Here is a 26,538-nt window from a genome sequence, read left to right as displayed (position 1 = left end):
AATTAATATGGGCTCGCTGGCCTACATTGCCAGTCGGTTTTAGCAGACCGTTGATCCAGCACAGAGAATAGCCTGCCTATTTTTTGTGGACCTTCTCGTCCCCCTTTTTATCTTTATGGTAGGACAGAAGGGGGACACCTTCGGGTGTGCTGGTTCCTTGGATCCCAGTCTGCTAACCCTCTTTTGTTCTGCCACCATTATTTAGCAGTGATATGGCAGAACTTCTTAAGATTCAAGGAGCTTCTCATGCTGTACCAATTTTTTCTAATTTGCGACTCACCCCATGTTCAACCTTGTTGTGCTTTGCAACGAGGGCGATACGGCTAATTTTTATTATTCGTCTGTATTCAAACAATATTTTTACAAGAACAATCCAACGGTGGATGGCTAAGTCACGCCTATAAAAAATAAACCTTTTTATATCTGCTGGTGATTGTGCATTGCATTGAACATGCGGAAAACAACCATGACTGAATTAAGCAAACCCAAAATCATACCCATTGAACACCGCCCACAAAAATCTAAGCTCTTTATAAAATGTGTGGTCTTACCCATCGTGATCTTTCTCATCGTTGCCAAAATCTTCTCTTTTGGTGCTTTCGGTTACATCTTCTTTGGCTTTGACCTGTTCTGGTTTGTGATCCTTTACTACCTTTATGAATATGGAAATACCTACTTTGACGGGATGACTGAACAACTCAAGCGTCAAGGAGAAAGCTTTAACTACCAAAACCGTGGTGTCTGGATTAACAGCCAAGATAAAACCATTATTCTGTTTGATCAGCCAGATCAACGCCTCGTCAAATATCCCTTTGATTACATCACTTCCGTTGGACACTACAACTTAGTTGAAGATAACTTTAGAACCACGACCACTGTGATCAGCAATCCAATGATGGGAACGCATGTCAATCAACAGGTTCATCGCACACCGATGAAACGAGAGTTTCAAGTCAATATCGGTACACGAGATCCATTCAAACCGAATTACAGCCTAAAAGTACTATTTCCTTGGCATAGTCCACAAATGGCCAGTGAAATCCGTCAATTATTATCGGCTGATCATTATCAATAACAACAATATAAAAATTTAAGGCAGTCAATCATGATGATTTCAAAATCGTTCATGCCATCAGTTCTAATGATGGCAATCAGTACAGCAATGGTCGGGTGTGGTGGTGGTTCGGGTGGAGATTCAAGTTCATCCAATGGCGGTGGAACGGATAATCCAGATAATGGCAATCCAATCCCTAAGCCCGTGACCTGTGTTGAAAGCCAATATCTGGAAGAGGGTGTATGTAAAAACAAGGTAGTGCAGAATATTCAGTCACTACCATTCAGTACGCTGATTCAAGGTCAACGCTATCCATTATCGCTGCAAACAGATCAAGGTCTAGTAGTAACGTTTAGCAGTAACACACCCAACATCTGTAGTGTAAGTGGCGGTGAACTTAAAGCGCATAAAGTCGGTCAGTGTAATCTGGTATTGACACAGGCAGGGACGGCAAAAGTTCTAGCACTGAATAGCAGCATGACCGTCAATGTGAGTTGTGCGGCTGAGCAATATCTAGAAAATAATGTGTGCGTGAATAAGCTCAAGCAAACCATTACCCCACTAAAAATCAAATATATCCTGACGGAGAGTGTGTATTCACTGGATACGGAATCCAGTGCCAAACTACCTGTCACGATTAGCAGCCTTTCTTCATCAACCTGTACCTATAGTCAGGGGGAACTCAAAGGGATTGGTGCAGGGTTATGTACCCTTAAACTTACTCAAGAGGGGGATGCTAAAACACTGGCAGCAGAGAGTAAAACCATCAGCTTTGATGTGTTTAAAGCTTCATCTATGGGTGATGCACCCGATATCAATAACTGTTATGCAGGTAAGCTCAGAGCAAAGTTTAGAAATGAGTTTTTACATGAGCTCAATACGGTTCGTGCCTTGCATGGGTTGCCAAGTATTACATACGATTATGCCCATGAAGATGAGATGATGCAGACTGCCCTGATTCTTGCGGCAAACAACATCTTGACTCATTACCCTGAAGCGACCACAAACTGCTATTCAGATATTGGTGCAGTGGGTGCAAAAACCAGTAGTTTGGAAATGGGGGTAAGACAGAATAAATATGACTATTCACCTGCCGAAAGCATTACAAATATGGTGCATGACAAATTAAATCTGTTTGCAGGAGATGTGGGGCATCGCCTCTGGATGCTGAATCCTTTCTTACAAAAATCGGCGTATGGTTCAGTTAATGCGCCATCATTTAAAGATACCCGATTCCCTTATGTGGTCGGTACGTCCTACAAAGTGGTTTATCCCTTCGACAATCCAACCGCTGCACCACTCGGTGTGATTGCCTATCCCTACCACAACTATCCAGCCAAATATTATATGGCGGGTTCAATTCTCTCGATTTCAGTTTTAACCGATCAAAAGAATTTCTTTGCCAATCGAAATGTGGATTACGCCAAAGCCACTGTTGTTGTCACTGAACGAAGTAGTGGAGCTAAACAGAAGATCAGCAATATACGCTATGAAAATATCGGAGTTCCTAACCATATCCAATTTAACTTCGACGATTTGAAACTGAATGTGATCTACGACGTCAAACTCAGCAATGTCTTGGTGAATGGTCAGCCTAAAGAATATTCCTACTGGTTTAATGTGAATGATCGTTAATCGAAAATAAGGACAACAACAAAATGGCACGTAAGATTCAAAAAATTCTCGTCACGAGTAAAAGAGATACTTCTGATCTGAATGACATGATTACTTTTATCAGCCTTTATGACAATCCAGTCAATTTCTCACAGCACATCTTACAGTGTGGCTCTATTGACAATGTGTTTTAACCTCCAAATAAATAAAGAGTCATATCAAATGAAAAAATTAATATTCGCAGGACTATGTGTAAGCCTTTCAACATTAGCTAGTGCAGGCGTAAAAGAAAGCTTAGTTGGTAAACGACTAGTCTTAGATTTACCCGATGTAGAATGTGCAGGCTTGTCTTTTGCCAAGAATGGAAAAGATGCTGCAATGTATGCAGAAATAGGGCAATGTCAAGATCCATTACCATTAAGAGTAAGATGGTTGGATGACAAGACTTTCATTTTGATTGAGAAAGTACGAACCAATGAAGTTTCTCCACCACGTACTTATTTATACCGAGTAAAAAGTTACCAGAAAAATGGTGTTGAATTGACGGATATCTCGACAGGCTGGGGAGATCATAAAGATACGATCATCAGTTATTATTTTAAATAAAGAGAAGGATTGGCAGCTTAGAGAATTCGTTAAAAACAATGGATCAACGATAAATTAAAGGTTTAAAACAATGAACTACTACGCAGAGGACCCCTTCTAGGTAATGTGACCTAGGAGGCAATATGAAAAAGCTGAAATTTCAGTACCTACAACCTGAAAATATTCATCCTAATGACGGTATACGAGAACGATACCCTCATCTGAGAAATGTGTATCATAAAAAGTTCAGCACACGTCAAGAGCGTAGTTTTTATTTTCTTCATTTGCTTGAATATAAGAACTATCCTTTAAAACTTCGTGTTGCACGAGGTACGGGCTTGCCTGAAGAATGGGATGATCTGCCAGCTTATGTCTATAAAGTTGCAAAAAGTTGGAAGCATAACTCTAGAATACGAAAGCAATATAAAAGTTAGAGGGGATGAAGATGTTCAATTGGTGAAACTATTGCGTGGAAATTTTGGTGTTTGTATAAGCTGATTAAATGGAACGCTATGTTGTACTGAAAACTAAAGTTTTGAGTTCTTACGATATAAATACAATGGGGGAAGCTGTTCACCTCAAGGGGCACTTGTTTTAAAACTTTAGCTGTGTAAAGCAACCACTCAATACATTGGTTATGTGATTTTGCACGAACTTTGTAATTTAGCCGAACATAACCAGAATGGGCTTTTCTATCAACATATGAGTCAGCCAGTACTTTCTATAAAGAATTGCTTCAAAAAACTTCTAAGAGTATGTTTGAGATAAATACAAAATTATGGACAGTAGATTTCAGTTTTAACCAGTGTTGATCAGTCAGGATTGTACGGAGCATAGCCAGAAGTAGATTTAGTTTGACGATTGAATTTTAGTTTCTCGCTATTTTTTACACAGTAAATGTCAACAGACTCTAATTTAGAGTAACTTGAATATAAACTTATGAACTGAATTGACTTACTCTGTGCTTGAAAATAAGAATAGAAAATAATAATGTAAGTCATTGATGATATTGATATATAAAAGAAATGGAATTACTTGATAATTACTATAATGAACTTTGTGACCTCATCTACAATATCCCTTTAGAAAAAAATGGCTGGTTCAATTTTTCAAAGAGGCTTTTAGATGTCTTGGATGTATCGTATGTACATATTCAAGCTATAGATTTCACTTATAATGTTCTTTCTTATAGTAATGGAGTTGGTATTTTTCCATTAGAAAATTATGTAGCTGCGGAATTAGATTATTTACGATACCCGATAGAAGCAGATCCTCGATGGGGCAGGTTCTTAGATCCTAATCGAAAAGGATGGTACCAATGTCACACGCACGTTACAGACGAATTAGTTCAAAAGTCTGATCTATATCAGAAAATCTTATTACCGATTGATTTAAGATATGTTGCTACCCATGAACTACTTTGGGACGAAAAGTTATGTGTTTTTTGGAGTATTAGTACATCTGAACAACGTCAACCATTAAATTCTCAAGAGTTGGAATTCTTAGATCGTCTTATACCACATTTGAAACGTATCATGTTGGTTAAACGCGAGTTATTTGAGTTTTCTGTAAAAAATATTGTTGGATATAATTTAATTGATAAGCTTAGCCAACCAATTATTTTGTTGAATTTGTCTGGTCAAATCGTCCATTATAATGAGGCTGCTGATCAACTGCTAAAAGACAATCATCATATACAATCTAAAGATAATAAATTAATTCTACATAGTGATGATCAAGTTAAATTATCAGATCATTTATATAAAATTGAAGAAATGTTCCGTTATAACCAACAACAGTTAAACTTTTGTAAAGATACTCTATTTTCAATATCAAATTCGGATTTAAAATTCACATTGAGTCTGTTGGCTTCTGAAAAGGAAATGTCATTTTTTGGTATTCGTCCACTCGTAATGCTTAGTTTTGAGAAAAATGCAGGTAAATTAACGAAAGATAAGAGATCAGCCCACTATCAGTTACTAAACGATGATCTAAAGGAAAAATATAAATTAACAAAACGAGAATTAGAGCTGTGCCATATGTTTGTAAATGGTATGAATTTAAAGCAAATTGAACAACAAATGGAACTTACACGTAGTTCAATACGTACCTACTTACGAAATATTTTTACGAAAACAGAATGTAATTCACAGGCCGAATTGATGCATTTTTTAATAGGATTAAGTTCTGATTTCTAATAGAAATAACTTTAATCCATACAAAGCTTAAATTTTTCTTAAAATATCCTCATATGAGGATAGGCATATTTTATATGACTCCATTAGAATAATAGTTAAAAATTAATAACTAATGGAAATAGTATGAAAAATTTTGCTCTGTATACAGCAGTGGTAAGTGCACTTTTGATGATGGGGTGCAATGATAATGATACTCAATCAAAAGACACAACCAACAATCCTGATCCTTCTCCAACACAAAATCATATTTCTGGAACAGTAGCAGCAGGCGCACCATTAATTGGTCAAGTTACTATTATTGATGCTAAAAATGAATCTAAAACTGTCGAGATAAGTGAAAGGGGCGAATACATTGTAGATGTAAATGGTATGCAAGCCCCATTTATACTCAAAGCTGAAGGGTATGCTTCAGGAGTATTACAAACCTTTTGTTCTATTGCATTGCATAGCGATATTAATGGAACAATAAATATCACACCTTACACCGATCTCATTGTAGCGAACGCAGTTGGTTTTAAGTCTGATAATTGTGAATATGAAGAATATGTTAAACAATCAGGCATTGAGAGACAGCTTTCAGCAGCAAATATTGTACTTGCGAATCGTTTACAAGAAGCACTTAAGCAAATAAATCTACCAACAGATATTGATTTTACTCGGGCACAATTTGTAGCAGATCACACAGGTATGGATGAGTTACTTGATGCAATTCAGGTAATTATTGACTCAGAGACACAAACAGCAGTCATTAAGGATGTTATTAATAACAATAAAGTATTCGATGATATAGCTAATCCAACAGATAATACCCCACTACCTATACCATTGCGTCAACTTAAAGAAGTTGGTACTGCTCTAAAAAGTATTTCCGCCCGATTGGCACTATTCTCATCCCATTTTGAAAATGGTTTGCCTCAGTCTGGACAGATTAAAAGTTATTTTGCTGCCGATGATAAATTTCTTCAGGCCGGACAAAGTTTGGATGAATTTTTAGATGATATTTTAAGTAACTCAGAAAATAAGGGACTGAAATTTAAATCGCCACGTTTGCTTAGTGTGAATGATGATAATGAGCTTACTGTACGAGTTCAAATTGCTGATAACAATATTGTTTACGGCTATGAGGATTTTGTCTTTGTCAAAGAGGGCACATTTTGGCAGAACAAGGGCAATCAACGTTATATTGATCAGGTACTTGAATCTGTTAATACAAGAACACTGACAAGTAAAAAGTTTCATATCTACACAGATAAAGATGGGAATCCTAAAGAAGTTTTTACTCGACAATTAGAAATAGGGGTTAGTGATGCTCCTTCAGAAGTTAAATCTATTGAGGTGACACATCCAGCTTTGAACCGTTCTATTATTTTAAGACCTGTAGGTGGATATATAGGTTGGGGAATTACTAAAGATGATGGCAGCGTAGAAGTTACAAGTTGGTTAAGTGAATGTAATCAACAAGCTGAAGGATCACCATGTATTAATTTTGGATTAGTCAAACCTGATAGTGAATTTACCTTTACTCCACGTGGAGAAAATGGTGCGACCACTTTACTTGATGAGCAAGGTCGAAATATTTTAAAGCCTTACACTATGAATTTAATGGCTATTCCTGTATCGAACAGCACGGCAGGAAGTAATAAAAATAACTGGTTCGCTTCGGTAAGTAGTATATCGCCTAGTGATCCTAAACAGCTGAGTAATGGAACACGAGTTACCGTCAATTTCGTACGTCCAACTGCAAAAGGGTATATTTTTGATTATATCAGTGCTGGTGTCGGTAGCCGTGGCTCAGATGATATTCGTCCTAAAAGTGGAAATACTGTTTCATTTTCATGGACTGGGGGTTCAGTAAATAGACCAGATGGCGGAAAAGATGCTGCGTTTTTTAATTTCTGGAGCAGAGGTGCAAACAATCGTACTTTTGTGACGAGAACATTCTTGAATGAAGACTAAGAAAAAAGTTTTGATACGTGCAAATGATGCTCTCTAATTGTAAGCCTTAGAGTATCAGTTTGATTCTTAGGTTTACGATTTTATTGAATTATACATTAGCTTATTTATGCAAGGAACCGATTATGACTGATTTTAACTATGAATGTAATTAGTTTGAATGGATTTTAACTTCTCATAACGTGACATTTCGTATTGGGAATACCTAGAAAATTTTTAATGAATGTATAGAAGTATATTTTATAAAGAGATGAAAAATGAAACGTCAAATTTTATTGAGCTTGATTATGTTGGTGACAACAAGCTTTGTATTTGCAGAGGGTATTTCTGAAGGTACAGGCCAAACTAAATCTGAAGCTTGTAGTAATGCAAAAGAGAAAATCCCATCGACAGAAAAAGCTTCAAGTGGGTGTTATTGTAATGAACCTGTATATCAAGATGGTCTTTGGAGTTGTAGATTAAATTATCAGTATAGAGGCTATTCTGATGATCGTCGTTCATATTCTAATGATCGTCGTTCATATTCTAACCCTAGCTATACACCATCATACGGTGGTTCATCAGGTCGTTTTACTCCTATTCCAGCACCTCAGCGTAACCCATATATTTTACAAGGTCAGCGTTAAATATATATTTTAAGACATTTATTCTGTAATAAATGTCTTGATTTAAATTCTTATCTTCAAAGTGTGTTCTATAAAGTTTGTTGTTGTAAATTTATAAATTAAGGAAATGTAAAATGATGAAATTAATCACTTTAATAATTGTGATTTCTGTTATAACTTTTCCTAAGTTGAGCTTGCAAAAGACTATACTTTAATAGTGGGTTTTAATGTTCCAGCTTTTTTAGGCATGATGAACGATTTAGAGTTACTAAATTATATATTGTTCCTTCTGGTGAAAATAGTTGGGGCATGAAATTCTTGATGGTGATGTAATAAATCTTGGAGAAACCATGAATATTACAAATAAAGAATCTGAAACTCCATATTTTGATGTAAAGGCTATTATTGTTGTTGATGGTTATGATGTAGAATGCTTGAGATATATTCATTCCAACCTAAATGCTGAGACAGAGAAAGTTAACTTTGAAAATGATTTTGAACAAGTAAATTGTAATTAATTAAGGTGATTATAATGAAAATTAAGACTTTGATGATATTAGGATTTTCAACAATATTAACTGCATGTAATACTCCTTATCATAAATTTAAACCAGTTGTTGAAATTGCACCTGTAAGCCCACCCTCACCAGTTTCAAATTCTATAGAAGTTATAGAAATAGAAGAGAAGTCTATAAATAAAAGTTTTAGTAATGGATCTCATTTAATCAATTTACCTATGACAAGAGATTTCATTTTAGGGAATGGACCAACTTTAGAATTAGAAAAGGGCGGCAATCCTAAAATAAATGCAATAAAACCTAATGGTGATACTAAACCTAGAGCTGTAATTTTATTCAATAATAAACTGACTTGGAATAATATTCTGGTACGCAAGAAGAACTTAGAACTATGTAAAGGGTTTATGAAATTACCGTCAGTGGAAATAATAGTAGAGAATGGAAGTAAAACAGGTTATAAAAATAAAAAAGATAATAAAAATAATGTCATTACTTATATGCCAACGACAATTGCTAATATAAGTAACTTACCTAAAACATCAGAGGATTGTAGCACTTTCTTAACTGCTGGATATGACTATAATAGTTCAGTGGATGAACTAAATTTTATTCTTTCACAGCAAAATATAAATCGAGGGAATGTTGGAAATTCAGCTTCTGGGTTAGAAATTACTCGAACTCAAAATAAATCTCCTTATATTGTGGTTTATGAAAGCCCACAAAGCCCATACTCTTCTATGATTTTAGGGCTTGGACAAGCAAGCCCAGAATCAATTGTGGTTTTGGCGAAAAACTGGCCTGAGTTGTTGGCTAAAGTTTATCGGCATGGAGATAATTTAGACCCTGTTGTGGGGGTTGTTATGATGTTGAATAATGATCCTGTTTTAAAAGAGGCACAAAAAGAGGCAATGTGGAAAAATATTTCAATTGTTGCAACAGGGGCAGTATGTGGTGGAGCAATTTCAGCTGGGACACCAATTTCATTAGCTACATTATTTGTAACGCCTGCTTGTAAAAAATTCTATGAGGATGCAAAAGAGCATTTAGGGTATAGCTGATATTTATCATACAACTACAGTTTAATTAGAGAAATATATAAATTTTAGGGGTAGTGGGGAACTTACATATATCGTCAGTGGGTTAAAGCAAAAAATGTTGTTAAAAATTTTGAAGTGGTATTCATAGGGAGTGGAAATGAAACGTAAAATTTTATTGGGTTTAAGTGCTTTGATATTTTCAAGTGCAACATTTTCTCAAGATGATTTTTCTAAATTTAAGTGTAATTTAAAAAAATGGGGAGATAAAAAATCTCTTTCACAGGTACATATTATAGAAATTCCTAAAAATACAAGTGGACGTTTTGATGTAATACATAATGGTAAGGCTGAACCTGCACAGAGTCTCAGTAATGATAAGAAGATTCGTTGGGGGTATGGTGTTGAGCTAAGTCATGCTACTTACGAATATTTATTTGGAGGTGGTGATGTGGATAGGAGTGAATTACAAAAATTAGGAAAGACTTCTGAAAATGGCGGTATTGTATGGAATTTTGATTTTGATAGCTTGGAATTTAGGGAGCAGTTTGATGATGGTGATGCGAGGGGGATGGGACCAGAAACATTAAAAATAGGTTCCTGTGAAAAGCTAGGGTTTAAACCAACTAAGACTTATACAGATTTAGTTGGTCGTGTTGAGTTTTTTACCAAAAACTATGCTCGTGATTATTATAAAAAAATATTTAGTGAAGCTAATCGGCATTCAATTCATAGTTATTATAAGTTAATTGCTACGGAAATAATTGAGAAAAATGATGGTGGTAAAGTGCAGGCTAATATGCTGGTTGATCTTGTTTCAGCCAATCCTTTTAATAAAGATGATTCAAAACCATATTATACAATCACATTCATGGCGAAATTATTTAATTCAAAAGTTGAGGGTGAGAATTTAAAACCATTAAATAATGATAGTCAATATGTAACTGCATTTGTTAAATGTAATGTGGAACCTAGATCGATTAGATTTACGCAGCTATATAATAATGATGATTATAACGATTTTGATAGTAGTAAACTTAGGTTTAATATTGATGAAAAATATTTGATAAATTATGCCTGTGCTTATGTTGATGCTTTGAATAAGGCTGGATTCTAAAATTGTTTTAACTGGTTAAGGAATTGTGGATATGCATCAAAATATTATTAAAACCTGTATCGTATTAATATTTATGTTTGTTACAGGGATGTGTTATGCAGATAAAATAGATGAATGTAGTGTAAAGAATTCTCCATGGGTATCAAGAGGCGTAGTTCTTTTCTATAAGGGGGAGTGTAAGGATGGGTTTGCTCATGGGAATGGTATATTAAAATTCGAGAGCGGAGCTAATTATGAAGGGGAATGGAAAAATGGTTTCCGTGATGGTAAAGGAATTCATACATGGAAAAATGGCAATCAATATATAGGTGAATTTAAAGAAGGGTATATGGAAGGAAAAGGAAAATTTACTTCTGTAGAAGGGGATACTTATATAGGCGATTGGAAACATGATTTGCGAGACGGTAAGGGAACAATGAAATGGAAAAATGGAAATAAATATGAAGGGGAGTGGAGAAAAAATTCTAGAGAGGGTCAAGGAACTTTGACTTCAATCCTTTCCGCAGAAAGTTTAACTTATACTGGAGGGTGGAAAAGTGATAAAAAAGATGGGTATGGTGAATTAAGACATGTAGATGTGGATGGGGTATCCATTTATAATGGATATTGGAAAGATGGCGAACAACATGGTAAAGGTGATGCAATTTATAAAGATGGCAGACGATATAGTGGAGATTGGGTGAATGGTGAGAGACATGGTTTTGGTGTTGTATACTATGAAGATGGCAGTGGATATAAGGGTAGATGGGAAAATGGTTTCTGGGATTATGCCAATGGTAAAAGATTCACTAAGGAAGAACGTCTTCGAGAATATTTTGGAATAACAAATGATTCTATAAAACCTAGATCTGAAAACGATGATCCTGAGTTAGACCTTGGATATAGATAAAATGGCTAAATAAGATGTGTTTTTATGAGTGGCTATTCAGTTTGGATTATGTCAGTTATATGCTAATGGTAAATTAACTGAAACGCAACTTGAAGGGTTAGTTCAAAAACTTATTGATCAATTTTCCAGTATTGTTCCAAAAAATTGAAAGTCCAACAACAATCAGTCCAGCAAAAAATGTAATTTCAGCAGAAGAGCCCAAGAAATAAATATCAAAATTTTATAGCTTTAATGTCGTATATTTATGAATATATTTATAGAATTTTTATTGATAGCTTTGTTGTTTGTGATGAGCCATTTAGCTAATGCCAAATTGGATATTAAACAAGGTGATATTTTGGCGTTGGATCCCAGTCAGGCGTGTGATGCGGTGGCACTTAAATTGGAGAAAATGGAAGCAGAATTGGATGAAAAGAAAATAACTATAGAGGAGTTGCTGAAAAGTCTGAGAAGTGCCGCAACACCTGCTGCTCAATATGGAAATATAAGTTTGGATTATCATAAAGAACTAGACCGATTTAAATCTATGAAAAACGATTATGATCAATTGATTGTAGAAAGAGAAAATCATTGTATGCCAAACTCAGATGAAAATAGTACAAATTAGAGATGAGTAATCTATTTAAAAGAGTTTTATTAATTATTTCAGTATTTTGTATACATGGTTTGCTTTATGCCAACCCATCATTAGAAAAAAAGCCAAAACTCTATGCGATAGTGATTGGTATTGGAGAATATCCAAAAGCTAACTTTTCTTCAAAATTCGCAAAAAATGATGCAATTGCTATCTATCAAAGACTTAAAGCACAAATTGGATATACTTATATAGAGGGAAATATACAGCTTTTAAATCGACCCGAGCAAACTACACATACTTCTATCCAGCAGGCTTTTGATGATGTGAAATCTAAGATAAAACCAACAGATACATTTGTTATGTTTATTGCAGGTGAGGCTGATCGTGTGGATGAAGAATATTATTTACTCACCTCAAAAACACAAGACTTATCAGCAAAACAAATACAAAGTACAGGCGTAAGTGCTTCGCAACTAAAAAATTTGATCGCAAATATTCCTACGGCATACAAGTTTATTTTAATTGATACACCCATGAGTGATTATGTTATGAAAACGACTGACCTATTTACCACTCATAATATCAAAACGTGTAAATCAGGCATGATATTAACTGCTGGGCGTTATGCAATTGATGATGGATTTAGGGGGCATAGCCTATTCACTTATGCAGTGCTTGATGCCTTCTCTGGGATAGCAGACCAAAATAAAAATGGTTTTATTGAAAGTAATGAACTAGCTCAGTATGTTGAAGCAGCTATTTCAATGATTGCGAAACAAGCTTTTAAAAGACAACAAACACCCTATATAGACAAGTGTGGTGATAATCTTAAGTTTAAGATGCTTCAATAGGGATAGAAAATATAATGAGAAAATTTTATATCAGCCTTTCAATTTTGGTGTTCAGTTTTCCAATTTACGCTAAAACTCCAACTTTTCATGATTATTCAGCACGGACATATACAGGAAAAAATCATCCATTAAAACTTACTTCGGAAAGTCGAAAATATCGAACTTTATTCAAACAAATGTCACAGCAACCTCCAAACTTTGCAGGACATTATGTCATGGAAACAGTAGGGTGTGGCGGTGGTTGTAGCTTTGCTTTAGCATACAATGCAAAAACAGGGCAGAGTTTTGTATTACCCAATACTTTTGCTGATTGTTATAGTAAAGAAAAAGGTTTTACACAAAACGATATTTTTTACCAAAAAGATAGCCGTTTAGTCATGGCTATTGGTAGCCGTTATGGTGATCAGGAAAAGTGTGAAACCGTATATTACCTAGTTGAAAATAATCACTTTAAAGAAATTTTTAAACAATTGAGATAACGACACAAAATGTTTAGACAAAAAGGAAAGATTCGATTTTCTCAAAGAGAAGTCTGGGATTTAGATACGCATTTGGCCAAAATTATTTATACAGATTTAGTACAGTTCAAACAAACAAAACGATATGGCATACCATCACCTTTTTTAGCAGAAAGCACAGAATTGCATCCACTAGGTACAGCAACAGAAGAAACTAAACAAGCATGGGAAGACACTTTAGATCAAATGATCTATGCATTTTCACCACAACGGGAATATGACGAAATTTAACAGAGTATTTATGATTTAAAAATGATTGAAGATAAAGATCGGCTAATCAGTTCTGATCGTAGTATTCCATTCAAGATGCTTACTATTCCTAAAGCTAGTTTTACTCAGCAGGATATAGAAGCTTATAAAGAACGCAAATGTCGATGGGAACAGGGAACAGGGAACAGTTAGATATACAAAAACGGCAGCAAGGACGAGAGCTGTTTCTAAAGTATTTTAATTGTCTTAGGGACTGAACTAATCCATAATTGGACACTAAATGGCGCTTAGCCATTGATAGTCATAGACAATAAGTGGTGTTTAACTATGTTTGCATATTCTTGTTTAGATGAACACTTAGTGATGCCTAGTACTGGACATTGATGTTTCATTTATCTGGAAAGTAAGGTTCGCTACTTATTACTCGATTCTTAACTTCGCTATAGAAGATGCAGGGTAACCACTTATTTACTCATCAACACAAAAGTGTTAAACGTACCTATTCTTATATAAGATGAACAGATATATAAACTTATTTTAAAATAGGTAACATCATACAATTAAGACCATTTATTTTGAAAGTCAGCTCCAGATGAGTTTGGTGTTATTAATGGTTTATGAATATTAATGGTTAAAGGAATGGGAAAATCATTTCCAATCAGAACCGCTTCTCCTGGCTGTAGACTAGGTAAAAAATCGGATGCAGCTTTATCTATTTCACCACATGCGCGTTCAATAATTTCTCTGTCACGATCATTAGTGAGCCTATGGACAATCAGTGTTCCTAATTGGCTTAGTACTCCTTCTGTGATATCTCTTGGTCGCTGGGTTGCTAAGCAAATATTTAGACCAAATTTACGTCCCTCTTTAGCAATCAACTCGAATGCATCCAATTTAGCGATGGTATCTTCATTACCAATAGCTTTACCAATAAAATTATGGGCTTCATCTAAAAAAACAACAATCGGCTTATCTGAAAAACTCCTTGACCTCGCTCGACTCAAAAGATGATGACCAATAGCATTTGCAACAATTTCTCTAGCCTTAAACTCAAAACCCACATCACTTAGATCGATTCTTAATATTTTTTTATTTGAACTATAAAACTCATCTATTTTTTGTACAAGTGTTGGTAATTCTAATGGATTAAAAACGAACTCAAATGTTTTAGATGTTGTTATGCCATGAATTCTTGATAATAGAGCAAGACAATAACTAAAGCTATTCAGGTCCTCATTCCAAATACCATCAGCTTTAGGAGGCCAAACACATTCTTGACGAATTTGCCTACATAGTTTCATAGGATTAAACGGTGCTGAAGGATCTTCAATAAGCTTTGTTCCCCCAATAGAGCGGATACTGACTTTCCAAGATTCTTCTGTTTTACCTATTTTTATGAATACACCATCATCAATTTTATCTAAATGTAATGCTCTAGCTTCAAGTATGTGAGCTAAACGTAAACTTCTAATAGCATCTCTAAATTTAGGACCTTGTGCTTTGCCTGAAGGTTCAAACAACGCTATAAAATCAGTCTCTTGGAAGCATTCTGCTGGCAAACTGACAGCGCAAGACCCAAGGGCTGGGCTAATAGGATCACTCAAATGAATATTTTCAATATCAACACCAATGAAATCTTTATATTCTCCAGTTGGATCAAGAATAATTATTTTCGAATTAAATTTCCGACATTCCTCTAATATTTTTGCAGTTGTATAACTTTTACCACCACCTGTAGAGCCTAGGATTCCTAAATGGCGACCAAATAGTTTCTCAGGTGTTACATTTATGTCACAACCCTGATCTAAATCTATGAAACCTAAATTTAGTTCAACTTTTGGTGTTCCTTTATTCATCCTTTTAGGAAGCTGAGCGATAAGTTCATGAGGTGCTGAATAGATGAGATCATTAATATTTGGATAGTATTCAACTCCAGCAGTTACATACAAACTGTCCATTTGAATTGTGCCAAGAAGTTGGATTCGCCCAGCTATGTCTAAATTAGACTTATCTAAATCATCCTTTTTTATTTCTACGATACGTCCAAGAATTAAGTTCACTTGACTTTCAATTAATATGAACTCACCAACTTCTCCTTTTCCATAACGTTTGCCATGATAGTAAGTTGCTTGATGTTGTAAATTTATATACTCAAAGTTTACAGAATTGGCAGTAACTGCATTTACCTTTCCAAAAAGTAATTCTGGTTTGATTACACCATTTTCATTAAGCATCTCTATCTCCAAATAATTTTTTCATATTTTCATGAAGATTTTCAGCAGGAGATAAAGCCGTAAGATCAGGAATAAAACTCGAAAATTGCTGAAAATCACAATTTAGAAAGAAAATCTCATCATTCTTTCTATCATCTGCAATTTTTTTAAACATTCCCCAATACTTCGATGTTTCAGATGATGGTCTTTCAATATCACTTTCAATAGTTGGCGAGACAATTATAACTTTCAAGTGTGGATTTGAGAGAATTGCGGATAATATTGGCTCGGATAAATGATCATCATTAAATCCAAATCCAGCAATGATTAAACATGTATTCGGCTCTCTTAAACTTTGAGAAAAGCGAGCAATTAACTCTAAGTGAGGCTGTATATATGACTGCTGATATTTTCCCTTTGCAGGAAAAATCATACAACTATTTTCAGCTGTTACATTTTCTGCTTGTTCGATGATATAAGAGTTAGTGTTACGACGACTCCAATTTATAGAGCCATGGAGTTTATAGAGTTGATAAACACCTTCTAAATAATGGGTGTTGGTCGAAGAAGAAGAAGTGTTTCTACGAACAATATCCATATCAAAAAACCTTGCATCATAGATCCGAGGCATAGAGAATGAAAAACCATCAATTACAGTAATACCTAATAGTCCAGCGGCATCTTCAAAACAGGTATCATAATTGGTTGTAAAAAGCTTAACTCTAGGATCTTTTGATTTTCTTCTAGCTAATTTTCTAATAAATTCTTTATGACCAAGAAGTTGTGCATCTTTATCATTAATAAAACGGCATTTTTCTAAAATTAATTCCTTACATTTTTTTATGAATAGAGTCGTTTTTTCTTTTGTTGTACTAACTTGTGAGTAAGCTTCGCAATGGGATAGGCATATTTCTATGTTTTGATTTGACTCAATAGTGATATCAAATTTATTTTCAGCAAAACACTCCTTAGCAATTATATCCATATCATTAGTGGTGCATGCCAACCATAAATCCCACATTTTGGGACCTTTGACAATGTCACCTAATGATGTACCACTACCAGCCAGAACCATAATATTTGGCATCTGTAACGCTGACTTTAATTTTCCTTTAATTTCGGTCTCAAATGTTTCGTTCTCAGTTCCATCATCTTTATCAGAAGAAACCCAAAACTGCTGTAATGAATTATAATATTTATTAGTCATGTTACTACCTATTACTACTTTAATAATCTAAGCCACTGCCTCATTAAATGCTTCAACAACCCCAAATATGTTGTCAGCATCTGCGTCACCAAACACACCATCAATGCCTTCATAGTGGATTTGGTTAAATGGTGGTTCATAAAGTTGTGCCGCATCCAGCACTCCGTTTTGAGTCAAATGGTCAATCATCATTTCAATAAAGCGGATTTGCTTTTCGTTATAGCTTGAGCCTTGTAAATACTTAGAAAAGGCTTCTTGTACGGCTTTCCGATCCAAACCGACTAATGAGCGGATGAACATTGGCAATGATTGATCTGTACCAAAGCATTCTTCGAATTTATCTCGACTCTCAACTTCCTGAGCCTCAAACACAAAACGCTCTAGCTCACTTAGATCGGTCGGTGTTAAGGCTAAACCACGCTTTAACTTTGCGATGGTAATATGGTTTTCATTGGCTTTGATGAAACTCTCTACTCGCTTACGGTACTGGGCAAGGTTTACGCCACTTGAAACGACTGGTATATCGACTGCTTGCATTTCTCCAATTTCATCATCAAGCATGGAATAGACAATGGTCGAGGTCGATTTTTCTATAAGTTTGACCAAACCGCGAATACGTTTACGCATCGCCTCTAACATTGGCAAGGTGATGCCTTTCCAATATTCAACGGTTTGAATGTCTTGAATCAGCGCAATCTGTTCTGCAACAACAGGAATATTTTCTTTGCTTTCTAGCTTTGAAGCGATTTCAATCACTTTATTGGCATAACTCTGAATCGCTGTATTGTTCTTTTCCAATACTGCCAACTCAAGGTTGTAGCAAAGCATATCAAACAGTTTGGCTTCTAAAGTTTCAGGCTCAAGCTGATTCGGGAGTTTCGAAATGTGTTCTCGTAATGTACCGATGGCAAGATCATCTAAGTTGTTCCAAGCATCATCATTCTTGAAGTGTTCGACATACTCAAGTTCAGATTTCACAATGAAATTCTCATTGTTCATGGACTTCACTTCAGTCTGTAGGCTCTGACGCATATCTTGCTGTACAGCTTTTAGCTCTTCGGTGGCATCGTCCTTCGCATTCAGTAAACTCAGGATATTTAAACGTGCTTTAAACAAGCGTTGTCCAAGAGGTTCTGTGGTCGATACAGGCGCACCATCTGGATTTTCATTGAAGTATTCAAAGTTAGAGCAATAGTCGAAGATAAAGAATTCTTTTTTATCATCTTCAGGACTAAACAACTCTTTGCAGAGGCGTGTACCACGCCCAATCATCTGCATAAACTTCACTTTAGAACGTACAGCTTTAAAGAATACTAAGTTGACCACTTCAGGTACATCAATCCCTGTATCGAGCATATCCACTGAAATCGCAATCTGTGGCTCAGCTAAATCTTTCTTGCTAAAGTCATCAATTAAGCTTTGTGGATACTTAGTGGCATGGGTAATGACACGGGCAAATTTCCCATCATATTGCGGATAGTTTTCATTGAAGCGATCAGCAATAAACTGGGCATGTTTTTGATTGACGGCAAAGATAATGGTTTTACCCAAACGATCACCGCCTTCGGTTTTAATACCATTTTCCATTAAGTGCTTAAGCATTAAATCAATCGTGCCTGTATTAAACAGCTCTTTATTAATCTTGGATGCTGAAACTTCTTCGGGAGCTTCTTCATCGCCCCAATTTAGACTATCCCAATGTTGTTTTTCTTCTTCAGAGAGTTCGTCATATTTCACGCCTTCACGCATGAATTTAAGCGGAACAGAATAGGCTTTGGGCGGTACAAGATAACCATCGGCAATGGCTTGATCGAGGTCGTAGTAATCGGTTGGGACACCGCTTTCTAAGCCAAACAGTGCGTATGTATCACGATCTACTTCATCTCGTGGCGTTGCGGTTAAACCGACAAGCAAGCTATCGAAGTATTTAAAAATCTCGCCAAATTTTTGGTAAACGCTGCGGTGTGCTTCATCAATAATAATCAGGTCAAACATGCCTGTACCGAATTGGCGTGTACCATCGGCATTTTTTTCGTCAATTAAGCCGATCATGGTTTGATAGGTCGAGAAATAGACTCGACCCACTTGGTTTTTATCCTCAAGCAAATTGACGAATGAGGCATCTTTTAAATTAGCTTTAAAGGCGTTGTGCGCTTGATTGACCAATGAAGTACGGTCTGCAAGGAATAATGCTTTTTGCACCACATTGGCTTTCATCAGCACATCGACCAGTGCAATGGCGGTACGTGTTTTACCTGTGCCTGTTGCCATAATCAGTAAGCCTGCACGTTCTTTACGTTGATAGGCTGCAAGCATGGCTTTGATGGCACGAGTTTGGTAGTAACGCTCGACAATATCCGCATTGATCGGGAAGCTACTTAAATCAGGGTTATTTTTGCGTCTTTCGATCAAGCGTTTGAGTTCTGCCTGCGTATAAAAGCCATGAACTAAGCGTGGTGGGCCACCTTGCACATCATTCCAGATTCGGGTTTTGTAACCATTGGTATAGAATATGACAGGGCGTTGTCCTGTTTGTTGCTCTAAGCAGTCTGCATAGAGCTTGGCTTGCTGCTGACCAATATCAGGGTCAGTCGATGTGCGTTTTGCTTCAACCACCGCCAAAGGCAAGCCATTGGCATCATACAGCACATAATCCACTGCGCCTTTACCCGATGGACTCGGCATACCTGTAACTTGAACTTCTTCTCGTACCGATGCGCCAATTTCCCAACCTGCTTCTTCAAGCAAGAGGTCAATCTTAAGCTTACGTGTTTCGTCTTCTTTATAGTCGGTATGGTCTTCGATTTTGCTGTTGGCAATTTTGGCTTGTTCAACGTCTGCACGTTTTTGTGCAAGTTCAGCATCTATATTGGCTAATAGTTTTTCACGCTCTTCTAAACTTGCGGACAATTCAAATAGTTTTTGTTCACGTTCACGTAAAGCTTTATGTTGCTCCGCAAACTGTTTTTCTTTAGCTTCTGTTTCTTTTTGCAGTTGTTCTTGGTTGGCGGTGATTTGCTGTGTGTTATCTGCGTTAGGAATTAGTTCGGTTTTAAAGATATGTGGCTGTGAACGGTCTTTTGAGGGTGAGCCATAGTTACGTTCAAACCAGACATACATCAGGAATAAATGGCTGATGTGTTTTACAGTTTCTTCTGTTGTGAGCTGTTTGAACTTTTTCCCATGTACGGCACTGTTGCCGACCATGCGGATATTGTCCATTTTGTCCCAAATATAGGGCGGAATCAGGTCTTTAAATTTGAGATCGTTGAGTAAGTTATGCAGTGAAGCATCGTAAGGCTGAGTCAGTTTTTTGTCGTATTGATACAGCCACAGTACAAGACTTTCAAGCGAGCTTCGAGCAGCAGCAAGAGCAAATTGTGGGGAAATATACACGAGCTTTTCGGCTTCTTTGGCAGTCGCTGCCAAGCTTTTAAATTCAGGTTCTAAAAACTGAAAGTTGCTCATCTTAACCCCATAGTACTTTTTAATTTCAAAAACTTGTTTTTAATTTTTCAATATATCTTAAAAATTCAAATAATTTCAATAAGATTTTAATCGCGGAAATTTAATCCAAGGTAAAATTATATCTTTGAAATAACTGTAACCATGAACTGGACTGAACACCAATTAATGCGCAGATATCTGGAATTTTGATTCTTTGATTTCTTCGAGCATTAAATGTTTCCCATTGATGACCAATAAAACCAATTTCCCCAGTAATCACATAACCATTTGTATGGTACTTTTGCGCTGTGGCGATTAAATCGACATCAGGTTCATCTTTTGTAGCATGAGGAGATGTGGCAGAAAACGGATAAGTTAATAATTTTGTGCGGATAGATAAAATATTATTGCCGACTTCATCACGGTCAATAATATTAACTTTGAAACGTACTAAAAAATCTTCTAAAGTCGTTTCGTCAAACTCAAATGAAAGACATTTTGATTGTGTTTCGTCTAAGACAGATGAGCAAACACAAAACTTAATTGTCGTGGTTAAAACAAGATCATCCAGCATTTCCCAAAGTTTTGGAAAAGTCTGTTCAGGATAAACACGAAAGCAGAGATCTAAAATTGCGTTGGTATCTAAACTCAAATAAATCATCTACATATACACCTGTCTCTGCACATCTTGTAATGTAGTGGGTTTATATGTTGGCTTAATCCCCAAAATATCTTTAGCCGTACTTGCCGAAATCGTATTATGCGACATTGCTGCAATCACAGTTTGCACAAAATATCGACCAAAATGGCTAATAATTCGAGTTGAAGCAGGAATTTTTGCTTCACCAGATTGATTTTTAGCAATTCTAATTTGTTCAAGTTGTTTTAGATAATCTCTAAGTTGTTGATCAGAAATATATCCTGCGAGTTTTAATTGAATTGCAATCGCTGGTCGGCTCGCTTTGGCTTTAGAGCGAACTTTTAACACCAATTCGTCTACAGTCATATCAGGCTGATAACAACTTTCCAATAATTCAAACGGTGCAATAACATGACCAGCAACAGTGTCACAATAGCGTTCCGTTTGATTATTGGTATTGATTGCATTTATTTTTCCATCAAATACACTTTGGCGTAGTCCCAAGTGAACTAATTCATGCATGATGGTGAACAAGCGTCTTTCAGCGGCTTGTCCTGTACTTAAAACAACAATCACAGGAACGACATCAAACCACAAACAAAAACCATCTGAACCGAAAGGTTCTTTGCTTGATTTTTCAATGACTAAAATATCTTTAGCTTCAAAAATACTGCGCCAAGCAGAGTAATAGTCATTATGTTTTACTGCTCGTTTTTGGTGATTCAGATCAAAATAATCAGAAATAATTTTTGCATCTTCGACAGCATCATCACCTGAAAGCATTAAATTAAAATCGAGTGGCTCTTCTCCCATAGTTTCCAAGACATAGAGATAGTCATTTCTTGCTTTAATAGCTTCACGAAGAACGGCTTGATAAGCATAAGAACTGTTAAATACATCTTCCATATTACGATGATCAACAATCGCTGGAATTTCAGGTGTGTATTCTAATTCATCATTGGTCAGATATACACTCGGAACAAAAAGTACTTTAGCGATCTGTTCCAACTCACTGAGCTTGAGAATAGGGGTAGCATCATTGAGTAATGTATAAACTTTTTCTGTTGCAAGTCCTGATTTTTTGGCGAGTTCATTCGCAGATAGATTTCCTATCTGTTGCATATAGCGTTGAATCGCTATGGGCGAATGTTGGACAAAATCAGTCATCTTTTTACTCATGTTCTCATAGAAGCATTGTAATCAAAAAAGATGACCGATGCATTTGCTTTGTTGTATCGGCAATAGCTCCATTCATAATGTTCCGTTAAATGCATGGTTTTGTAATGATTGAAATAGATTGTTTACTTGATTTTTCGAATTTTCCAATTCAGTTTTCATCTTATTAATTTCTTCAGAAATGAGAAAAAATTTGTTCTGAATTTCAATGCTTGGCGCAATTAATGGTATTGATCCTACAATGGTTTTATTCAGATTTGCCATGGTTTGACCTTGTGACACGTTTTCCAAATATCTTTTTATTGAATCTGAAGATAACAACATTTCTAAGAAAAATGGGTTAATTTTCTCTACGTTAAGTCTAAGAAAAAGACTTCCTGTTCCACATAACCAACCCACTTCGTTTTGAGTTACAACAGCACATCTTCCCATTTCACCACGACGACCTAATAAAACATCATTCAGTCTAAGATGATATTGAGTTAATTCTTCGTACTTAGATTGGCTTACTGTTAATTTATGATTAGGAATAATTTTTCCATTTTTTATATGTGATGGATTGATTAAAGGGATTCCATTCTCAATGTAATCCTCTTGATGTAATTGAGTTCCGAAAGGACCAATCTGAATTAAATCTACTTGTTCTGAAAGTTTTTTAACCTCGAAACCTTTAGGATTACTGACAGGATCGCCAAACATATCAATAAAAGTGGCTTGCAAAAGCTGATCTAACTTTTCAATTGCTTGCTGACGTTTTTGGCGTAGCTCATCCGCTTGATCTAAAATAGAAGCAATTCGGCGTTGTTCTGCAAGTGGTGGGAGTGGGACATCTAAATCCTTAATTACACTTTGAGAAATATTTGGCTGACCACCACCGACTCGCCGACTCAAAAGATACGATTTTGATGCTTCTAAAAATCTGTATAGATAATTAACATCACAAACATTTTCATCAGGTTCAATATTACAAATAGCTTGGTTCGTTGTTGCATCAAAAGTAAGCTGAGAAACCTCTCCAACTGTTGCGCCATACATAGCAATCAGTAAAGAACCTTTTGAGACTAATTTAGCTGAGGATTTTTCTACTGCAAAATCAGTTATATATTCTTCAACCTCGGTGATATAACGGTTTTTTAATTCGCCTGATTTAACCCACGGAATTGTACCATTTTCAAAAAAAGCATTATTTGAGCGAGAAGGTGTACCACCACTACCTGTTTTACAAAATGTACTTATTTTTTTAACAGGAATTGTCATTTCAACAACTCCTTAAGCATAGCCATTCCTTTTAAAATATCTTGCTCAAGTACTTCTAAATCCGCCAAAATCTTGCTTGGTGCTTCATAGTCTACTTGCTCATACACCACTTCCTTATAACGGTTAATCGACAAATCATAACCATTGGCAGCAATATCCGCTTTATCCACCATAAAGCTTTGCTCTGTGGCTTTACGAGTGCTTTCTGCTTCTAAGTTTTTAAAACGAGCAATAATGTCGGGAATGTTATTATTTTCATGCTTAGACGCATCAAGCTCATTACGCTTATCATCCAGCGAATAACCATCCGCCTGCATATCATAAAACCAAACTTTGTCCGTACCGCCAGACATGGTTTTGGTGAAAATCATAATGGCAGTTGAAACCCCTGCATACGGCTTAAACACCCCTGAAGGCATAGAAATAATGGCTTCAAGCTTTTGCTCTTCCACAATCTTTTGACGCAAATCTTTATGCGCTTTCGATGAGCCAAATAACACGCCATCAGGCACAATCACCGCAGCACGACCACCTGTTTTCAGCAAACGTAAGAACAAGGCCAAAAATAACAATTCAGTCTTTTTAGTTTTAACGACAGCCTGAATATTCTTGGCACAGCTTTCATTGTCCAAACTGCCTGCAAAAGGAGGATTGGCAAGAATCAGACTGTATTTTTCCGCAATATGTGAATGCGTTTCACTCAAAGAATCACGGTTTTCAATACGTGGGTTTTCAACACCGTGCAGCATCATGTTCATTGAACCAATACGAAGCATGGTGCTATCAAAATCATAACCAAAAAAAGTTTGTTCACTAAAACGCTTTGCAGCTTCAGGGTTGGCAAAAATCTCAGTACTGTAATGATCGTTTAGGTATTCACTTGCCGCTACAAGGAAGCCTGCTGTACCACACGCAGGGTCACAAATGGTATCGGTTGGTTTTGGTTGCATTAGTTCCACAATCATCTTGATGATATGGCGAGGCGTACGGAACTGACCGTTTTGACCTGCTGATGCAATTTTACCGAGCATGTACTCGTAAATATCGCCCTTAGTGTCTTTATCATCCATTGGCACATCCGCAACCAAATCCACCACTTTGGTGAGTAGCGCAGGCGTAGGAATGGTAAAACGTGCATCCCTCATGTGATGGCTATAGGTGGTTTCGTCTTCTGCACCTAAGTTTTTAATGAAAGGAAAGACTTCATTGGCAACGGTATTATATAGTGTTGCAGCATCGCCTAAAGTGATGAATTTCGACCAACGCAGATGATCTTGCTCAGGGGTGAAAATTGGATGTTCTACAGCAGTTTTTAAGCGGTTAGCTTTCTTTTCTTTTGTGATCTGAATTTCATCGAGTCGGCGAATAAACAGCAAATAAGTCATTTGCTCCATGACTTCTAAAGGATTGGAAATACCGCCACTCCAAAATGCGTTCCATATTTGGTCAATTTTGCTTTTAATTTCGCCTGTAATCACGGTACGACTCTCAAATTTCTTTGAGAGTATTGTGTTGAATTTTAGATGAAAAAGCTATGATAAATTAGAAAGATGAGACAACTTGTGTCGCAAAAAATTGCCTATATTTTGAGATATTGGCATCAAATCATTTTATTTTGCATCAATCCAAGCGTGATAAACTTCGTAAGCCCATTTCATTGAGAAGGGGATTTCATCCTCTCTAAGTATGAGCTCAATTACTTCAAGGCGATGACTTGTATCTTCTAATTCATAAAAATCAAGATCGCCCTTAAATTTATTATTCATGTTTTTAAATCTCATTAGACTTGTGTTTCAAAACTATAAATATAGCTATAAGTGATACATGTAGGTGTGTCAGTTGTTTATGAAACAAAGCCCCAACTATCTACATGATCAGCCCACCATTGCATCATAATTTTACGATCATTTAACCATTGAGCATGATTGTATGTCGCCCGTGTTTTATTATCCGAAACGTGGGCAAGCTGTATTTCAACCCAATCCTTATTAAAACCATTCTCATTTGCAATTGTAGAAGCTGTTGCTCTTAGGGCATGCATGGTGAATTCTAATTTCATATTATGAAGGGCAGTATTTAATGTAGTTTTACCCATCATTTCACCATCTTCACCTGCAAAAATATATTCGCTATTGGGGTAAAGAGCAAATTGCTCTCTAATGATTTGTATGGCTTGATTTGATAAAGGAACAACATGCATTCTGTTCTTTTTCATATTACGCTTTCCAGCCAAAATATCAGCCTGTGATACTGCTGGAATAGTCCACGTCTTCTCTTCAAAATTAATATATTCCTTTTTGCCTCGACGTATTTCAATGCTTCTAAGCCATGTATATGTTGCTACTTTGATAGCATTTCTTGTACTAGTAGAGCCACCGTATGTATTGAGCTTAGACATAAGTTCTCTTTTTTCAGATTCGGTCAAGGGTCTGGCATGAGTTACTTCTGGCTGCTTTATGTAGCCTCTAAGGACGTAGGTAGGGTCAATAGAAATACGTTTTGTGATAATGGCATATTCCATGACTTCACCTATTATTTGCCTAACAAAAATTCCCTTAACTTCCCCTGTACCTCTTCCTGATTTTTTGATTCTTGCCATAGTACTATCAAGAACATTTTTAATATCAATCGAGTCGATCTCATGAATAGGTTTATTACCGATAAGAGGATAAACATCTTTCTCAAAATAACTGCTGCGGCGTTGTTCCCATTCCTTTGATTGTTGAGTTTTTCGAGAATTCATAAATTCTAGGACTTACGCATTGACGGATTCAAAAAAGTATTAAAATAGTTTATAAAGTATCTGTGATCAGACGAACTAAACATGCTTCTACAGCAACTTGTACATTACCCATTTATATGGGCTTTCTCATGA

24 protein-coding genes and 1 pseudogene are annotated in these 26,538 nt (G+C 36.1%); 16 read left to right on the top strand and 9 right to left on the bottom strand.

Annotation, left to right across the window (positions count from 1 at the left end):
• Window positions 1-466: 466 nt before the first annotated feature.
• The 16 genes from HYG88_RS09820 to HYG88_RS15285 all read left to right on the top strand — a co-directional run bounded on the left by HYG88_RS09820 (window position 467) and on the right by HYG88_RS15285 (window position 13,744).
• Window positions 467-1,075: a hypothetical protein gene (locus HYG88_RS09820; RefSeq protein ID WP_178883017.1), complete on the top strand. Its 609-nt coding sequence runs from the start codon at window positions 467-469 to the stop codon at window positions 1,073-1,075.
• Between the two features lie 30 nt (window positions 1,076-1,105).
• Complete coding sequence (locus HYG88_RS09815) at window positions 1,106-2,689, top strand: CAP domain-containing protein (protein WP_178883016.1); 1,584 nt, start codon at window positions 1,106-1,108, stop codon at window positions 2,687-2,689.
• 23 nt (window positions 2,690-2,712) lie between these two features.
• On the top strand, window positions 2,713-2,862 hold the full coding sequence (locus HYG88_RS09810) for a hypothetical protein (protein ID WP_005085365.1): 150 nt from the start codon (window positions 2,713-2,715) through the stop codon (window positions 2,860-2,862).
• 28 nt (window positions 2,863-2,890) lie between these two features.
• Window positions 2,891-3,274, top strand: a complete 384-nt coding sequence (locus tag HYG88_RS09805) for a hypothetical protein (RefSeq protein ID WP_178883015.1) — start codon at window positions 2,891-2,893, stop codon at window positions 3,272-3,274.
• 122 nt (window positions 3,275-3,396) lie between these two features.
• Window positions 3,397-3,687 (top strand): hypothetical protein, encoded by a 291-nt coding sequence (locus tag HYG88_RS09800; RefSeq protein ID WP_178883014.1) that lies wholly within the window; start codon window positions 3,397-3,399, stop codon window positions 3,685-3,687.
• Between the two features lie 591 nt (window positions 3,688-4,278).
• On the top strand, window positions 4,279-5,451 hold the full coding sequence (locus tag HYG88_RS09790; protein WP_178883012.1) for a LuxR C-terminal-related transcriptional regulator: 1,173 nt from the start codon (window positions 4,279-4,281) through the stop codon (window positions 5,449-5,451).
• A 123-nt stretch (window positions 5,452-5,574) separates the two neighbouring features.
• Window positions 5,575-7,407: a hypothetical protein gene (locus HYG88_RS09785; protein WP_178883011.1), complete on the top strand. Its 1,833-nt coding sequence runs from the start codon at window positions 5,575-5,577 to the stop codon at window positions 7,405-7,407.
• A 254-nt stretch (window positions 7,408-7,661) separates the two neighbouring features.
• Window positions 7,662-8,030: a hypothetical protein gene (locus HYG88_RS09780; RefSeq protein ID WP_178883010.1), complete on the top strand. Its 369-nt coding sequence runs from the start codon at window positions 7,662-7,664 to the stop codon at window positions 8,028-8,030.
• A gap of 329 nt (window positions 8,031-8,359) precedes the next feature.
• Window positions 8,360-8,527, top strand: coding sequence for a hypothetical protein (locus HYG88_RS09775; protein ID WP_178883009.1), 168 nt, complete (start codon window positions 8,360-8,362; stop codon window positions 8,525-8,527).
• Between the two features lie 14 nt (window positions 8,528-8,541).
• Window positions 8,542-9,585, top strand: a complete 1,044-nt coding sequence (locus HYG88_RS09770; RefSeq protein ID WP_178883008.1) for a hypothetical protein — start codon at window positions 8,542-8,544, stop codon at window positions 9,583-9,585.
• A gap of 136 nt (window positions 9,586-9,721) precedes the next feature.
• Window positions 9,722-10,678 (top strand): hypothetical protein, encoded by a 957-nt coding sequence (locus tag HYG88_RS09765; RefSeq protein WP_178883007.1) that lies wholly within the window; start codon window positions 9,722-9,724, stop codon window positions 10,676-10,678.
• A 31-nt stretch (window positions 10,679-10,709) separates the two neighbouring features.
• Window positions 10,710-11,567, top strand: coding sequence for an MORN repeat-containing protein (locus HYG88_RS09760; protein ID WP_178883006.1), 858 nt, complete (start codon window positions 10,710-10,712; stop codon window positions 11,565-11,567).
• 244 nt (window positions 11,568-11,811) lie between these two features.
• Window positions 11,812-12,174: a hypothetical protein gene (locus tag HYG88_RS09755; RefSeq protein WP_178883005.1), complete on the top strand. Its 363-nt coding sequence runs from the start codon at window positions 11,812-11,814 to the stop codon at window positions 12,172-12,174.
• Window positions 12,175-12,176: 2 nt separating this feature from the next.
• Window positions 12,177-12,995: a caspase family protein gene (locus HYG88_RS09750; RefSeq protein ID WP_178883004.1), complete on the top strand. Its 819-nt coding sequence runs from the start codon at window positions 12,177-12,179 to the stop codon at window positions 12,993-12,995.
• Window positions 12,996-13,009: 14 nt separating this feature from the next.
• On the top strand, window positions 13,010-13,474 hold the full coding sequence (locus tag HYG88_RS09745) for a hypothetical protein (protein ID WP_178883003.1): 465 nt from the start codon (window positions 13,010-13,012) through the stop codon (window positions 13,472-13,474).
• 9 nt (window positions 13,475-13,483) lie between these two features.
• Window positions 13,484-13,744, top strand: a complete 261-nt coding sequence (locus HYG88_RS15285) for a hypothetical protein (protein ID WP_256731659.1) — start codon at window positions 13,484-13,486, stop codon at window positions 13,742-13,744.
• A gap of 539 nt (window positions 13,745-14,283) precedes the next feature.
• On the opposite strand, the gene HYG88_RS09735 is transcribed toward HYG88_RS15285, so the two are convergent.
• From HYG88_RS09735 to HYG88_RS09695, 9 genes and pseudogenes are all read right to left on the bottom strand, one after another.
• Entirely contained in the window at window positions 14,284-15,957 is a 1,674-nt protein-coding gene (locus tag HYG88_RS09735; protein ID WP_178883002.1) for an ATP-binding protein, read from the bottom strand.
• Entirely contained in the window at window positions 15,950-17,143 is a 1,194-nt protein-coding gene (locus tag HYG88_RS09730) for an SIR2 family protein (protein WP_178883001.1), read from the bottom strand. The genes HYG88_RS09735 and HYG88_RS09730 overlap by 8 nt, the downstream gene beginning before the upstream one ends.
• 27 nt (window positions 17,144-17,170) lie before the next feature.
• Window positions 17,171-20,611 (bottom strand): DEAD/DEAH box helicase family protein, encoded by a 3,441-nt coding sequence (locus HYG88_RS09725; RefSeq protein WP_178883000.1) that lies wholly within the window; start codon window positions 20,609-20,611, stop codon window positions 17,171-17,173.
• A 100-nt stretch (window positions 20,612-20,711) separates the two neighbouring features.
• On the bottom strand, window positions 20,712-21,251 hold the full coding sequence (locus HYG88_RS09720) for a DUF4411 family protein (protein WP_136458816.1): 540 nt from the start codon (window positions 21,249-21,251) through the stop codon (window positions 20,712-20,714).
• Complete coding sequence (locus tag HYG88_RS09715; protein WP_178882999.1) at window positions 21,252-22,397, bottom strand: XRE family transcriptional regulator; 1,146 nt, start codon at window positions 22,395-22,397, stop codon at window positions 21,252-21,254.
• 84 nt (window positions 22,398-22,481) lie between these two features.
• Window positions 22,482-23,663: a restriction endonuclease subunit S gene (locus HYG88_RS09710; RefSeq protein ID WP_178882998.1), complete on the bottom strand. Its 1,182-nt coding sequence runs from the start codon at window positions 23,661-23,663 to the stop codon at window positions 22,482-22,484.
• Window positions 23,660-25,141 carry a class I SAM-dependent DNA methyltransferase gene (locus tag HYG88_RS09705; RefSeq protein ID WP_178882997.1) on the bottom strand — a complete coding sequence of 494 codons (1,482 nt, stop codon included), beginning with the start codon at window positions 25,139-25,141 and terminating at the stop codon, window positions 23,660-23,662. The genes HYG88_RS09710 and HYG88_RS09705 overlap by 4 nt, the downstream gene beginning before the upstream one ends.
• Before the next feature lie 132 nt (window positions 25,142-25,273).
• A complete protein-coding gene (locus HYG88_RS09700; RefSeq protein ID WP_178882996.1) occupies window positions 25,274-25,429 on the bottom strand; it encodes a hypothetical protein in 156 nt (51 codons plus the stop codon).
• Window positions 25,430-25,506: 77 nt separating this feature from the next.
• Window positions 25,507-26,412 (bottom strand): annotated as a pseudogene (locus tag HYG88_RS09695) (tyrosine-type recombinase/integrase); the annotation flags it as partial.
• Window positions 26,413-26,538 lie beyond the last annotated feature (126 nt).

It is taken from the genome of Acinetobacter sp. SwsAc4, from assembly GCF_013391535.1.
Taxonomy (GTDB): domain Bacteria; phylum Pseudomonadota; class Gammaproteobacteria; order Pseudomonadales; family Moraxellaceae; genus Acinetobacter.
Note: the sequence above shows the minus strand (reverse complement) of the source record. Positions and strands in the feature narration are given on the sequence as shown.